This window comes from Bacillus sp. FSL L8-0199 (genome assembly GCF_038005705.1).
Taxonomy (GTDB): Bacteria; Bacillota; Bacilli; order Bacillales; family Bacillaceae_G; genus Bacillus_A; species Bacillus_A cereus.
Genome location: NZ_JBBOTS010000001.1, coordinates 5,426,906 through 5,441,083, shown reverse-complemented (window position 1 = coordinate 5,441,083; position 14,178 = coordinate 5,426,906). Strand labels below are relative to the sequence as shown.

The following is a 14,178-nucleotide window of genomic DNA, read 5'->3' as shown; positions in this document are numbered from 1 at the left end:
AGGTGTCCCTCCTTTACTAAGATGGTAAAAGAATAAGGTTGCGCAACAAATGTACAACCCAATAAATATAAAATGTATATTTATACGAAACGTATTTTAAAACCTAAAAACGTCGTTTGTATATGAGATAGGGTTTTCGACAAAAAAAGCAAATGTGGACAACTATTTACCCACATGTGATTAAAACTGTCCACATGTTATACACAAATTGTGGATAAGATAAAGGTGTGGAAAACTTATTCAAAGTGAAAACACAACTATAATATCAAAAAAAAGTGGCTATAGCAATGAATTTAAGAAAGTTATCCACAAAATCAATACCTTGTGGAATAAACTTGTCCACAACACGATATACTGTGTAAAAGTGCGAAAAAAGTTTGTGGATATAAAAAACGTAAAAAAACATTTATCCACAAGGAAATATAGATGCTGTGAAAAAGTATGTGAATAGGTTCAAAATGAATATTTGATGAAAATTTCTAGAACCATTGACATTTTCCTAGTTGATTAACTATAATTTATAGGACTGTCTTTAACAGATATTCCTCAGGGAGGTGTCATATAATGAAAAGAACTTACCAACCAAATAAACGTAAGCGCAGCAAAGTACATGGTTTCCGCAGCCGTATGAGCACAGCGAACGGACGTAAAGTGCTAGCAGCTCGTCGTCGTAAAGGAAGAAAAGTATTATCTGCGTAGACCACTGATCGTTCAGTGGTCTTTTTTTCTAATAATAGTGAATTTCCGCTGATGAAATACAGGAGTGTCAATTGATATGAAGAAAAAACATCGTATAAAGAAGAATGATGAATTCCAGGCGGTTTTTCAAAAAGGAAAATCAAATGCGAATCGTCAGTTTGTTGTATACCAATTAGATAAAGAAGAACAGCCAAACTTTCGCATCGGCCTTTCTGTTAGCAAGAAAATAGGAAATGCAGTAGTTCGTAATCGAATTAAGCGCATGGTCCGTCAGGCTATTACAGAGTTAAAAGATGAGATAGCTTCTGGAAAAGATTTTGTTATAATAGCAAGGAAGCCTTGTGCAGAGATGACATATGAAGAAGTAAAGAAAAGCTTAATTCATGTCTTTAAACGCTCTGGTATGAAAAGAATAAAAAAGTAGCGTAAGGAAATGAATTACACTATATACATACCGATACAAGGAGGAGTAGGCTTTGAAAAAGAAATTAGGTTTACTAGCCATGGTCGTTGCATTAATGGCGATTGCCACCGGTTGTAGTGAAACGGGTCAGCCGATTACATCGAAAAGTACTGGGATTTGGAATGAATATTTCGTATATCCGCTTTCTCAGTTAATCACGTATTTTGCCGACTTATTTAACAGTAATTATGGTTTAGCAATTGTTATTACAACTCTTATCATTCGTTTTGCGTTATTACCACTAATGATTAAACAAACGAAGAGTACGAAAGCGATGCAAGCGTTACAACCGGAAATGGTGAAGTTAAAAGAGAAATATAGCTCTAAAGATCAAGCGACACAGCAAAAACTGCAGCAAGAAATGATGCAGTTATATCAAAAAAATGGTGTAAATCCATTAGCTGGTTGTTTACCAATCTTTATTCAAATGCCAATTCTGTTCGCTTTTTATCATGCAATTATGAGAACAGCTGAAATTAAACAACATAGTTTCTTATGGTTCGATTTAGGACATGCAGACCCGTTCTATATCTTACCGGTCGTTGCAGCAATTACGACATTTATTCAGCAAAAGCTTGCAATGGCAGGAACAGCTGGTCAAAATCCGCAAATGGCAATGATGCTTTGGCTTATGCCGATTATGATTTTAATCTTTGCAATTAACTTCCCAGCCGCATTATCACTTTACTGGGTTGTTGGTAATATCTTTGGTATTGCTCAAATGTACTTTATCAAAGGGCCAGAAATTAAGGCTAGCAAAGCTGGAGGCTCAAGCAAGTGAGTGTAATTACTGCTAAAGGACAAACAGTCGAGCTGGCAGTAGAGGATGCTTTAAGGCAATTAAATACATCAAAAGATCGAGTAGATATAAATATTGTCGATGAGGGTAAAAGAGGATTCTTAGGTTTATTTGGGAATCGTCCTGCAGTAGTAGAAGTTGTATTGAAGAAAGATCCAATTCAAGAATGTGAAGAATATTTAAGAAATGTTATTCACGATATGGGTGTGGAAGTTGAGATTAGTAAAATTGTAAAAGGACGCGAAATTGAATTTACAATTTCTGGTGATAATGTAGGTGTTTTAATTGGGAAAAGAGGTAATACATTGAACTCTTTACAGTATTTAACAAAACTTGTCGCGAATCGTAACACGAAGCAGTATATCGGTATTACACTAGATGCTGAAAATTATCGTAGTAAAAGAAAAAGTACGTTAGAATCACTTTCTTATCGATTAGCGAAACAAGTATTTAATACGAAAAAAAGAGTTATTTTAGAACCGATGCCATCTTTTGAACGAAAAATTATTCATCAGGCATTATCAAATCATCAAGGTATCAATACAACTTCTGAAGGAAATGAACCACATCGGCATGTTGTAATATCTCCTAAATGACCGGTTGCTCAAATGAGTGCCGGTTTTTTTGAGCGAAAAATAGATGTGGATAACTAAAAAACACTAAACTTATCCACTGTGAATAAGTTTAGTGTTTTTTACATGGGGATATAATAAAATGAGTTATTCTTCTTTTGTAGATAGGTTCGTTATGGTATCCTAATAATTTAGTGAAAGAAATAATCATGTTGAAATAGAGATAAATAAGCAAGTGAGGTGAAAGGACATGGAATTTGATACAATTGCTGCGATTTCCACAGCGCTTGGAGAGGGTGCAATTGCCATTGTTCGAGTAAGTGGGGATGATGCGGTTGAGAAAGTTAATCGTATTTTTAAGGGGAAGGATTTAACAGAGGTTCCTTCTCACACTATTCATTATGGTCATATTGTTGATTTAGATACAAATCAAGTTATTGAAGAAGTTATGGTGTCTATTATGCGCGCACCAAGGACTTTTACACGTGAAAATATAGTGGAAATTAACTGTCACGGTGGACTTGTTTCAGTAAATAAAGTATTGCAACTTATTCTAGCACAAGGAGTACGATTGGCAGAACCGGGCGAATTTACAAAACGTGCTTTTTTAAATGGACGTATCGATTTATCACAAGCAGAAGCTGTTATGGATTTGATTCGAGCAAAAACAGATCGTGCGATGAATGTAGCAATTAATCAAATGGAAGGGCGATTATCTAAATTAATTGGTCTTTTGCGTCAAGAAATATTAGAAACATTAGCTCATGTTGAGGTAAATATAGATTATCCAGAATACGATGATGTAGAAGAGATGACACATAATATTTTAATTGAGAAAGCGACGCATGTTCGTTCGGAAATCGAAAAAATATTAGAAACATCAAAACAAGGGAAAATTTTACGTGAGGGTATTGCTACAGCAATTATCGGTAGACCTAACGTTGGGAAATCATCGTTATTAAATAGTCTTGTTCAGGAGAAAAAGGCAATTGTAACTGATATTGCAGGAACAACTCGTGATGTTATTGAAGAGTACGTTAACGTGCGTGGTGTACCTCTTAAACTTATAGATACAGCCGGTATTCGGGAGACAGAAGATGTTGTTGAACGAATTGGTGTGGAACGTTCAAAAGAAATGATGAGCCAAGCGGATTTAGTATTAGTTGTTGTCAACTATAGCGAGGCTTTAACAAATGAGGATGAAGATCTATTCCGTGCGGTACAAGGAAAAGACTTTATTGTTATTGTGAATAAGACTGATTTACCGCAAGCGATTGATATGGAACGTGTTACAGAGTTAGCCGCGGGAAATCGTGTTATTACAACATCCTTAATTGAAGAACAAGGAATAGATGAACTCGAAAAGGCAATAGCTGATTTATTCTTTGAAGGAACAATCGATTCTGCAGATATGACATATGTTTCTAATGCGAGACATATTGGATTATTAACACAAGCAGGAAAAACAATCGGTGATGCAGTTGAGGCGATTGAAAATGGTGTACCAATTGATATGGTACAAATTGATTTAACAAGAACGTGGGAAATACTTGGTGAAATTACTGGGGACACAGTGCATGAAAGCTTAATTGACCAGTTGTTCTCTCAATTTTGTTTAGGAAAATAATATAGTGAAGTTGTAGAAAGATAGAGATTATTAGGAGGAATAAACAATGGGATACAATGCCGGTTCATACGATGTCATAGTAATCGGTGCAGGTCATGCAGGATGTGAAGCTGGTCTTGCGGCAGCACGAATGGGCTCAAAAACATTAATGTTAACAATTAACTTGGATATGGTAGCATTCATGCCATGTAACCCTTCTGTTGGTGGACCAGCAAAAGGGATTGTTGTTCGTGAAATTGATGCATTAGGCGGAGAAATGGGACGTAATATTGATAAAACTCATATTCAAATGCGTATGCTAAATACAGGTAAGGGACCAGCCGTACGTGCACTTCGAGCGCAAGCTGATAAATTCTCTTACCAACATGAATTAAAGAAAACAATTGAAGAAACACCAAACTTAACGTTGTTCCAAGGAATGGTAGAGCGTTTAATTGTTGAAGAAGGTGTATGTAAAGGGGTAGTTACACAAGCTGGTGCAGAATATACAGCAAAAACAGTTGTAATTACAACTGGAACATTTTTACGTGGCGAGATTATCATGGGCGACTTAAAATATTCAAGCGGTCCAAATAACCAGCAACCGTCTATTACATTATCTGAGCATTTAGAGGAGCTTGGATTTGATCTTGTAAGATTTAAAACAGGGACACCTCCTCGTGTAAACAGTAATACAATTGACTACAGTAAAACAGAAATTCAACCAGGTGATGATAAGCCACGTGCGTTCTCTTTTGAAACAACGAAATTTATTATGGATCAAATTCCATGTTGGTTGACATATACAAGTACAGAAACACACCGTTTAATAGATGAAAATTTACATCGTTCAGCTATGTATTCTGGTATGATTAAAGGAACAGGTCCTAGATACTGTCCTTCTATTGAAGACAAAGTAGTAAGATTTAATGATAAACCGCGTCATCAAATTTTCTTAGAGCCAGAAGGGCGTAATACACAAGAAGTATATGTACAAGGTTTATCCACAAGCTTACCAGAAGATGTACAACGTGACATGCTTAGAACAATTCCAGGCCTAGAAAATGTTGAAATGATGCGTACAGGTTATGCAATTGAATATGATGCAATTGTGCCAACACAACTATGGCCAACACTTGAAACGAAAAAGATTAAAAATTTATATACAGCAGGACAAATTAATGGAACTTCTGGTTACGAAGAGGCGGCCGGACAAGGGCTTATGGCTGGAATTAATGCAGCATGCCGCTCTTTAGGTAAAGAAGAAGTTGTTTTAGGTCGCGAGGATGCTTATATTGGTGTCTTAATTGATGATCTTGTAACGAAAGGTACAAATGAACCATATCGTTTATTAACGTCTCGTGCAGAATACCGTCTATTATTACGCCACGATAATGCTGATCTTCGTTTAACTGAAGTTGGTCGTAAAATTGGATTAATTAAAGAAGAGCGCTATGAGCGATTTACAAATAAAAAATTACAAATTGAACAGGAAAAGGAACGTTTAAGCAGCATTATTATTAAACCACGTCCTGAAGTTCAAGAATTAATTCGCAATATTGGCGGAAGTGAATTGAAAGATGGAATACGTGCAAGTGACTTATTACGTCGTCCAGAGATGACATATGAGCATATTCATCTTTTAGTACCAAGTGAAGTAGAATTAAGTGATGAAGTTAAAGAACAAGTTGAAATTCAGATTAAGTATGAAGGATATATTGAAAAATCTTTACAGCAAGTAGAGCGTATGAAGAAAATGGAGAATAAAAAAATCCCTGTAGATATTGATTATGATGCGATTTCTAGCATTGCTTCAGAAGCTAGACAGAAATTGAAAGATGTTCGTCCACTTTCAATGGGGCAGGCTTCACGTATTTCTGGCGTAAATCCAGCGGATATTTCCATTTTACTTGTGTATATAGAACAAGGAAAAATTGCACGCGTATCGAACCAATAAATAGTAAGGAGATATTGCTAGATGAACATAGAACAATTTCAATCTATGCTAGAAGAGAAGGGAATCACCCTCTCTTCTAGACAGTTAGAGCAGTTCAAAATCTACTTTGAAACATTAGTAGAGTGGAATGAAAAAATGAACTTAACGGCTATTACAGAAAAAGAAGAAGTATATTTAAAACACTTTTTTGATTCCATTACAGCTGCTTTTTATTATGATTTTTCAAAACCATTCTCAATTTGCGATGTTGGTGCAGGTGCTGGATTCCCAAGTATTCCTTTAAAAATTTGTTTCCCGCATTTAAAAATAACAATTGTAGATTCGTTGCAAAAACGTATTAATTTCTTAAATCACTTAGCACAAAAGTTAGAATTAAGTGATGTTGCATTTTGTCATGATCGTGCTGAAACATTTGGGAAAAAAGAAGGTGTACGTGAATCATACGATATTGTAATGGCACGTGCAGTTGCGCGTCTTTCTGTATTAAGTGAGCTATGTTTACCGCTTGTAAAAGTTGGAGGAACATTCATTGCAATGAAAGGTGCAGCAGCAAACGAAGAAATTGAAAATGGTAAGTATGCTTTAGAGGTGCTAGGCGGAGAGTTAAAAGAGATGTCTACGTTCCAATTACCGTTTGAAGAGAGTGAACGTAATATTTTATTAATCGAGAAAAAGCGCAAGACACCAAAGAAATATCCACGCAAACCGGGAACACCCAATAAATTACCTATTGAAAAATAAATCTTATTAGACGTAAGATTAAATTATATAAATGAAAACGTAAATGTTTCATAGGAAACATTTTATGGAGAATAGTCAATAGGCCTAAAAGGTGGTGGAATATGTATGAAAAATACGTTTTCTCGTTTATTTGGCTTTGGAGATAAAGAGAGCGAATTCGAATTACAAGACGAAAGCCATGAAGAGATAGATAAAAAGGTATATGAAGAAATACAAGAAATTCCGATAGTAAATATTACCCCTAACCGTTATCAACCAAGAACAGTTTTTGATGATGCGCGTATTGATGAGCTAGCATTAACAATTCGTACACATGGACTTATTCAGCCGATTGTTGTAAGGCAATATGAGGATGATAAGTACGAGATTATTGCTGGAGAAAGACGTTTTCGCGCAGCAACAAAGTTAGGTTGGGAAAAGGTTCCTGCAATTATAAAGAACTTAAATGATACAGAGACAGCTTCTGTAGCTTTAATTGAAAACTTGCAACGTGAGGAACTAACGGCAATCGAGGAAGCTGTGGCATATCAAAAGCTGATTGAGTTACATAATTTAACACAAGAAGCATTGGCACAACGACTTGGAAAAGGACAATCTACAATCGCAAATAAGTTGCGATTGTTAAAGTTGCCTGAAGAAATAAAAAGTGCATTATTAGAAAAAAGCATTACAGAACGTCACGCCCGCGCTCTCATTCCTTTAAAAAATGAGGAATTACAACTGAAGGTTTTACAGGAAATTGTGGAGAAACAACTAAATGTAAAGCAAACAGAAGAACGAATTGCGAAGCTACTAGAGGAAGCGAAACCGAAGCGTAAGGCAAAGCAAAAAGCAGTAAGTCGAGATACGAGGATTGCTATGAATACAATTAGACAATCTTTACAAATGGTTACTGAAAGTGGTTTGAATGTTAATTCTGAGGAAGAAGAATTTGATGAGTACTATCAAATTACAATTAAAATTCCAAAGAAAAAATAATAATGACGTGCTAGAGACCTTATCCTATTGGAGAGGTCTCTTTTACTATATTTTCTTGTTAAATGAAGAAGGAGTTTAGAAATAAATTTTGAAGTTTAATAAAGGACGTAAAAGAAAAAGTTTTATTTCATGTTACAATAAACGTAATTGTTACTAGAATAAGATAGAAAGGTTGAAAGTAGGTGACATCATGGGAAAAATCATTGCTATTGCTAATCAAAAAGGCGGTGTTGGAAAAACAACAACATCTGTTAATTTAGGGGCTGGATTGGCACAAGTAGGTAAAAAAGTCCTTCTTGTAGATATTGATGCTCAAGGAAATGCAACGACTGGTGTGGGAATTGAAAAATCTGAATTAGATCAATGTATTTACAACGTTCTTGTGGAAGATGCAGATGTTCAAGGGGTTATACAGAAAACCGCAACTGAAAACTTAGATGTTCTACCCGCTACAATTCAATTAGCTGGTGCTGAAATTGAATTGGTACCGACTATTTCCCGGGAAGTACGTTTGCAAAGAGCATTACAGCCAGTTCGTGATGAATATGACTATATTATTATCGACTGTCCCCCATCTTTAGGGTTATTAACGATTAATGCATTAACAGCAGCAGATTCTGTTATTATTCCTGTACAGTGTGAATATTACGCACTAGAAGGGTTAAGTCAGCTATTAAATACAGTTCGACTTGTACAAAAACATTTAAATAAAAATTTAGCAATTCAAGGTGTATTGTTAACAATGTTGGATGCCCGTACAAATTTAGGAATCCAAGTTATAGATGAAGTGAAAAAGTATTTTAGGGATAAAGTATATCGCTCGATTATTCCGCGTAATGTACGCTTGAGCGAGGCTCCAAGTCATGGGAAACCTATTATGCAGTATGACGCTAAATCAAGAGGAGCAGAAGTATATATAGATTTAGCAGAGGAAGTGATTGCAGGTGGCTAAAGGATTAGGAAGAGGAATTAATGTGTTTTTTCCTGATTTAGATGTGAAAGAAGAGGAAACAATTCAGGAGATTCTTGTAACTGAATTAAGGCCGAATCCATATCAACCGCGTAAACACTTTAATAAAGAGGCGATTCAGGAATTAGCAATTTCGATTAAGGAACACGGTATTTTACAACCATTAATTGCTAGGAAGAGTATTAAAGGATATGAAATTGTTGCAGGTGAAAGACGATTTCGTGCTGCAAAAGAGGCTGGTTTAGAAAAAGTACCTGCCGTTGTCAGACAATTAACTGAACAGCAAATGATGGAATTTGCTTTGTTAGAAAACTTACAACGAGAAGATTTAAATCCTATGGAAGAGGCAATGGCATACCAGATGTTAATGAATGAGCTAAATGTAACGCAAGAACAATTAGCGAAACGTCTTGGTAAAAGCAGACCTTACATTGCAAATTATACTAGGTTATTAAGCCTACCTTCTTTCGTACAAGATATGATTGCAAATGGTCAACTTTCAATGGCTCATGGGAGAACTTTACTTACGATAAAAGATGAAGAACAATTGAAGTCCTTATTGAAACGCATTGAAAAAGAAGGATTAAATGTTCGTCAATTAGAGAAAATTGTCCAAGAGATTAATCAACACGTTTCACGTGAAACAAAAAAAGTGAAAAAAGAGCGAAATATATTTTTCGTAGAACGTGAAACGTTCTTAAGAGAAAAGTTTGGCACAGATGTGAAAATTAAAGAGACGAAAAAAGAAAAAGGTAAAATTGAAATTGAATTTTTTAATAAAGAAGATTTAAATCGTATTTTAGAACTATTAGCACAGAAAAATTAAAAAGCAAACCATCTTATTATTTATAGATGGTTTGCTTTTTTTAATGCGGATAATTTTTGATCCGTCTCTTTTATACTTTGTGCGATTACATCAGCCATTTTCATGACTAAACTTAATCTTGTATTTTGAAGAACGAAAAACTCCATAAACCCATTTAGATTGACGATACCGTGTATGTGCAAATCACCAACTGCAGGTAATTTCTTATTCATAGCAGCTCCAGGTTTACTAGGCCCCTTTCCAGTAGTGATTGATCCGATATTTTGGGACTTTCCTAAACATGCATCAACAGCAATTATAAATGCAGTAGGATTTTCTTTCTGTATATTATGAATTTTCTCTTCTAAATTTAGCGCATGTACTGGCTCATCTAGTGTACCGAATACTTGGAGGTTTTGGATGTCTATTTGTTCAAGTTTTGTACCAACTAACGGGCCGAGTGCATCACCTGTAGAGCGATCTGTTCCGATACAAACGAGAATGATTGGTATATTAGTTTTAATAGGAATATGGGTAAGTAAGAAATTACTGATTATCTCAGAGGCTTCTAGATCTTGGTGCATAACGTTTTGAGTTTCTTTCTCAAAAAATGGTAAGCGAAAACTTCCAATATTCATGAAGCACCCATCCTTTTAATAAATTTTCAATATATGTTATATGGTGAGGAAAATGGAAAGTTATAATTGCGTAATTTTTGCAAAATGTGAATGAAAACGGAAATAATAGTACTAGTATATATATATTCGTTCCATTTTATACCTGGATATCGGGGATAAAATAGGATTAAAATCATAAAATTTTTTCAGCAATTAGGGGACTTCTGATACAATAATAAGGGTAACTAAAAAGAAATTTTAGCTAGAGAGGTAGAGGTACATGGATTTATTAGCGAAGTGGTTTAATTCTATGAAACAGTATTTATTAGATGCTGATCGTTGGGCTCATATTGGAGTTGCGACATTAAAAATATGCATTATTTTAATAATTGGTGCGGTTGTTGTGCGAATTGCAAGAGCGGTTGTACGAAATGCGTTTCGTATGGGAAGTCGTTCTCCAATTCAAATTTCAGAACGTCGTACAGTTACAGTAGCGAAATTACTTGAAAATATTGTAGCGTACGTTGTTATGTTCATTATGCTAATTGCGATTTTAGGTGTGTTTGATATTAATGCATCAGGTTTATTAGCGGGTGCTGGGGTAATTGGTTTAGCAGTCGGATTTGGTGCTCAAAGTTTAGTGAAAGACGTTATTACAGGTTTATTTATTTTGTTAGAAGATCAGTTTTCAGTTGGCGATTATGTTAAAATCGGTCAATTTGAAGGAGTCGTTTTAGAAATTGGACTTCGTACAACGAAAGTAAAGAGTTGGACAGGTGAAATTCATACTTTACCAAATGGAAGTATTATTCAAGTTACTAACTACTCAGTTAGTAATAGTGTAGCGTTTGTTGATGTATCTATTTCATATGAGGCTGATATTGCGAAAGCAGAGCAGGTTATTGAAGATTTATTAGTAGAATTACCTTCAAAGTACGAAAAAATGGTAACAACGCCTCAATTATTAGGTGTGCAAACATTAGCTGCATCAGAAGTTATATTACGTGTTATTGCTGAAGTAGAACCGATGCAACATGCAGTTATTGCAAGGGCACTTCGTAAAGAGATTAAAAATCGTCTTGATTTACATGGAATTGAAATTCCATATCCGCGTATGGTTTTATATAATCGTGAAGAATTAGTTAGTGGAAAAGCAATTTAGTATGGAGAGGAGTTTGGAGAGTGGAGCAAAAGGAATATAACTTGTATGATGTTGTGGAAATGAAGAAAGCCCATCCATGTGGCGAGAATCGTTGGAAAATTATTCGTATGGGAATGGATATCCGCATTAAGTGCGAGGGGTGTGACCATTCAGTAATGATTCCTCGAAGAGAGTTTGATCGTAAGGTGAAAAAAATACTTGTGAAGCACGAAGAATAGAGGGAGAGTAACAGTTACAGTAGGTAACTGTTACTTTTTTTCGTTTGGCGGAAACTTGTCATTTTTTTCGTTACTATCTATAATGATGAAAGATTGAGACATAGGAGTGAAAAATATGGGATTAACGGCTGGGATTGTTGGATTACCTAACGTAGGGAAGTCCACTTTATTTAATGCAATTACACAAGCAGGAGCAGAATCTGCGAACTATCCATTCTGTACAATTGATCCAAACGTAGGGATTGTAGAAGTACCAGATGAGCGTTTAAATAAATTAACGGAACTAGTAGAACCGAAAAAGACTGTTCCGACTGTATTCGAGTTTACTGATATTGCAGGTATCGTAAAAGGTGCTAGTAAAGGTGAAGGTTTAGGAAATAAATTCTTATCTCACATTCGTCAAGTAGATGCAATTTGCCAAGTTGTTCGTTGTTTTGAAGACGAAAATATTACGCACGTTTCAGGAAAAGTAGATCCAATTGATGATATTGAAACAATCAATTTAGAGCTAATTTTAGCGGACTTAGAGTCTGTTGATAAGCGTATCGAGCGTGTCGCGAAATTAGCAAGACAAAAAGATAAAGAAGCGGTATATGAGCATGAAATTTTAGTTCGTTTAAAAGAAGCTTTTGAAGAGGGAAAACCAGCTCGTACTGTTGAATTTACAGAAGAGCAGATGAAGATTGTTAAAGGCCTTCATTTACTTACAACAAAAGAAATGTTATACGTAGCGAATGTAAGTGAAGACGATGTTATCGATCCTTCGGAAAATAAATACGTACAAATGGTAAAAGAATTTGCAGCAAATGAAAATTCTCAAGTAATCGTTGTATGTGCAAAAATCGAATCAGAAATCGCTGAATTAGACGAAGAAGAGAAAAAAGTATTCCTTGAAGAATTAGGAATTGAAGAGTCTGGTTTAGATCAATTAATTCGTGCAGCATATGACCTATTAGGACTTGCTACTTACTTTACAGCTGGCGTTCAAGAAGTACGTGCTTGGACATTTAAACAAGGAATGAAGGCACCACAATGTGCTGGTGTTATTCATACAGACTTTGAGCGTGGATTTATTCGTGCAGAAACAGTTTCTTACGATGACTTAATGACAAACGGTTCTATGACAGCTGCAAAAGAAGCTGGAAAAGTACGTTTAGAAGGAAAAGAATATATCGTAAAAGACGGAGATGTTATGCACTTCCGTTTTAACGTTTAATTTAATATTTCCTAGGAAAAATAAAGATATGAGCTTGGCAAATATATTATATGTTTGCCAAGTTTTTTATGTATTGGTGAGTTGATTCATATAACTTACTATGATATAATCTAAACTCGTGAGTAATTACTATAAATTAATTGCTCCTTGCCCATTACGGGCCGTTTAGACCAAAAGGAGGTGAAAGTGTAATGAGAAAGTACGAAATTATGTACATCATTCGTCCTGGCGTTGAAGAAGAAGCTCAAAAAGCTTTAGTTGAACGTTTTGCAGGTGTTTTAACAAACAATGGTGCAGAAATCATTAACACGAAAGAGTGGGGTAAGCGTCGTTTAGCTTACGAAATCAACGACTTACGTGAAGGTTTCTACATGATCTTAAACGTGAAATCTAACGCAGAAGCGATTAACGAATTCGACCGTTTAGCTAAGATCAACGAAGACATCCTTCGTCATATCGTTGTTAAAGAAGAAGAAAAATAATTGATATATAAGGGAGAGTGGTTCGATTGATGAATCGTGTTATCCTCGTTGGTCGTTTAACTAAGGACCCTGACTTACGTTACACGCCCAATGGTGTTGCAGTAGCTACTTTTACGTTAGCTGTGAATCGCGCATTTGCCAATCAACAAGGTGAGCGTGAAGCTGACTTTATTAATTGTGTAATATGGCGTAAACAAGCAGAAAACGTAGCAAATTATTTGAAAAAAGGTAGCTTAGCAGGCGTAGATGGACGTCTTCAAACTCGTAATTACGAGGGACAAGATGGTAAACGTGTATACGTAACAGAAGTTCTTGCGGAAAGCGTGCAATTTTTAGAGCCGCGTAATGGCGGTGGGGAGCAACGTGGTTCATTTAATCAGCAACCATTAGGAGCTGGTTTCGGTAACCAAGGCTCTAACCCATTTGGTCAATCTAGTAATTCAGGTAACCAAGGTAACTCTGGATTTACGAAGAATGACGATCCATTTTCAAATGTAGGTCAACCGATCGACATTTCCGACGACGATTTACCGTTCTAATACAGTAAATTTGTTAGTTTTAACAAAGAATGGAGGGAAATAGACATGGCAGGACGCAAAGGTGGACGTGCGAAACGTCGTAAGGTGTGTTTCTTCACAGCTAACGGCATCACTCGCATTGACTATAAAGATGTTGATTTATTAAAACGTTTCGTTTCTGAACGTGGTAAAATTTTACCTCGTCGTGTAACAGGAACAAGCGCGAAATACCAACGCAAACTTACAGTTGCAATTAAACGTGCTCGTCAAATGGCACTTTTACCATATGTTGGTGAATAATAGCGTATGAAATGCACAGTAGAGTCGGACTCTACTGTGCATTTTGCTATGCTTTTCTTTTTTGAAAGAGAGGTT

Annotated in this window: 17 protein-coding genes; 16 read left to right on the top strand and 1 reads right to left on the bottom strand. The window is 35.7% G+C overall.

Annotated features, from left to right (window positions below; genetic code table 11):
- Positions 1–564 precede the first annotated feature (564 nt).
- The 10 genes from rpmH to spo0J all read left to right on the top strand — a co-directional run bounded on the left by rpmH (position 565) and on the right by spo0J (position 9,611).
- Positions 565–699, top strand: a complete 135-nt coding sequence (rpmH, locus tag NST86_RS28120; protein WP_000831901.1) for a 50S ribosomal protein L34 — start codon at positions 565–567, stop codon at positions 697–699.
- Positions 700–775: 76 nt separating this feature from the next.
- Positions 776–1,123: a ribonuclease P protein component gene (rnpA, locus tag NST86_RS28115; protein WP_000726619.1), complete on the top strand. Its 348-nt coding sequence runs from the start codon at positions 776–778 to the stop codon at positions 1,121–1,123.
- A 52-nt stretch (positions 1,124–1,175) separates the two neighbouring features.
- Entirely contained in the window at positions 1,176–1,943 is a 768-nt protein-coding gene (gene spoIIIJ, locus NST86_RS28110) for a YidC family membrane integrase SpoIIIJ (protein WP_000727737.1), read from the top strand.
- Positions 1,940–2,557, top strand: a complete 618-nt coding sequence (jag, locus tag NST86_RS28105) for an RNA-binding cell elongation regulator Jag/EloR (RefSeq protein WP_000111516.1) — start codon at positions 1,940–1,942, stop codon at positions 2,555–2,557. The genes spoIIIJ and jag overlap by 4 nt, the downstream gene beginning before the upstream one ends.
- Before the next feature lie 226 nt (positions 2,558–2,783).
- A complete protein-coding gene (mnmE, locus tag NST86_RS28100) occupies positions 2,784–4,160 on the top strand; it encodes a tRNA uridine-5-carboxymethylaminomethyl(34) synthesis GTPase MnmE (RefSeq protein WP_000393769.1) in 1,377 nt (458 codons plus the stop codon).
- A 46-nt stretch (positions 4,161–4,206) separates the two neighbouring features.
- Complete coding sequence (gene mnmG, locus NST86_RS28095; RefSeq protein ID WP_000541055.1) at positions 4,207–6,096, top strand: tRNA uridine-5-carboxymethylaminomethyl(34) synthesis enzyme MnmG; 1,890 nt, start codon at positions 4,207–4,209, stop codon at positions 6,094–6,096.
- Positions 6,097–6,117: 21 nt separating this feature from the next.
- Positions 6,118–6,837 carry a 16S rRNA (guanine(527)-N(7))-methyltransferase RsmG gene (rsmG, locus tag NST86_RS28090; protein WP_001019625.1) on the top strand — a complete coding sequence of 240 codons (720 nt, stop codon included), beginning with the start codon at positions 6,118–6,120 and terminating at the stop codon, positions 6,835–6,837.
- 105 nt (positions 6,838–6,942) lie between these two features.
- Complete coding sequence (gene noc / locus NST86_RS28085; RefSeq protein WP_000799016.1) at positions 6,943–7,815, top strand: nucleoid occlusion protein; 873 nt, start codon at positions 6,943–6,945, stop codon at positions 7,813–7,815.
- Positions 7,816–8,005: 190 nt separating this feature from the next.
- Positions 8,006–8,767, top strand: coding sequence for a sporulation initiation inhibitor protein Soj (gene soj, locus NST86_RS28080; protein WP_000516114.1), 762 nt, complete (start codon positions 8,006–8,008; stop codon positions 8,765–8,767).
- A complete protein-coding gene (gene spo0J / locus NST86_RS28075) occupies positions 8,760–9,611 on the top strand; it encodes a stage 0 sporulation protein Spo0J (protein WP_001051832.1) in 852 nt (283 codons plus the stop codon). The genes soj and spo0J overlap by 8 nt, the downstream gene beginning before the upstream one ends.
- 20 nt (positions 9,612–9,631) lie before the next feature.
- Here spo0J and yyaC read toward each other — a convergent pair whose 3' ends face one another.
- Positions 9,632–10,228 carry a spore protease YyaC gene (yyaC, locus tag NST86_RS28070; RefSeq protein ID WP_001020707.1) on the bottom strand — a complete coding sequence of 199 codons (597 nt, stop codon included), beginning with the start codon at positions 10,226–10,228 and terminating at the stop codon, positions 9,632–9,634.
- 259 nt (positions 10,229–10,487) lie between these two features.
- On the opposite strand from yyaC, the gene NST86_RS28065 reads away from it, so the two are divergent.
- From NST86_RS28065 to rpsR, 6 genes are all read left to right on the top strand, one after another.
- Positions 10,488–11,369: a mechanosensitive ion channel family protein gene (locus tag NST86_RS28065; RefSeq protein WP_000364809.1), complete on the top strand. Its 882-nt coding sequence runs from the start codon at positions 10,488–10,490 to the stop codon at positions 11,367–11,369.
- A gap of 20 nt (positions 11,370–11,389) precedes the next feature.
- A complete protein-coding gene (locus tag NST86_RS28060; RefSeq protein ID WP_000435485.1) occupies positions 11,390–11,587 on the top strand; it encodes a DUF951 domain-containing protein in 198 nt (65 codons plus the stop codon).
- A 115-nt stretch (positions 11,588–11,702) separates the two neighbouring features.
- Complete coding sequence (ychF, locus tag NST86_RS28055; RefSeq protein ID WP_000524667.1) at positions 11,703–12,803, top strand: redox-regulated ATPase YchF; 1,101 nt, start codon at positions 11,703–11,705, stop codon at positions 12,801–12,803.
- Positions 12,804–12,994: 191 nt separating this feature from the next.
- On the top strand, positions 12,995–13,285 hold the full coding sequence (gene rpsF / locus NST86_RS28050) for a 30S ribosomal protein S6 (RefSeq protein ID WP_001233778.1): 291 nt from the start codon (positions 12,995–12,997) through the stop codon (positions 13,283–13,285).
- A gap of 26 nt (positions 13,286–13,311) precedes the next feature.
- Complete coding sequence (ssb, locus tag NST86_RS28045; RefSeq protein ID WP_227593476.1) at positions 13,312–13,824, top strand: single-stranded DNA-binding protein; 513 nt, start codon at positions 13,312–13,314, stop codon at positions 13,822–13,824.
- 45 nt (positions 13,825–13,869) lie between these two features.
- Positions 13,870–14,103, top strand: coding sequence for a 30S ribosomal protein S18 (rpsR, locus tag NST86_RS28040; protein WP_000918873.1), 234 nt, complete (start codon positions 13,870–13,872; stop codon positions 14,101–14,103).
- The last annotated feature ends 75 nt before the right edge of the window (positions 14,104–14,178 follow it).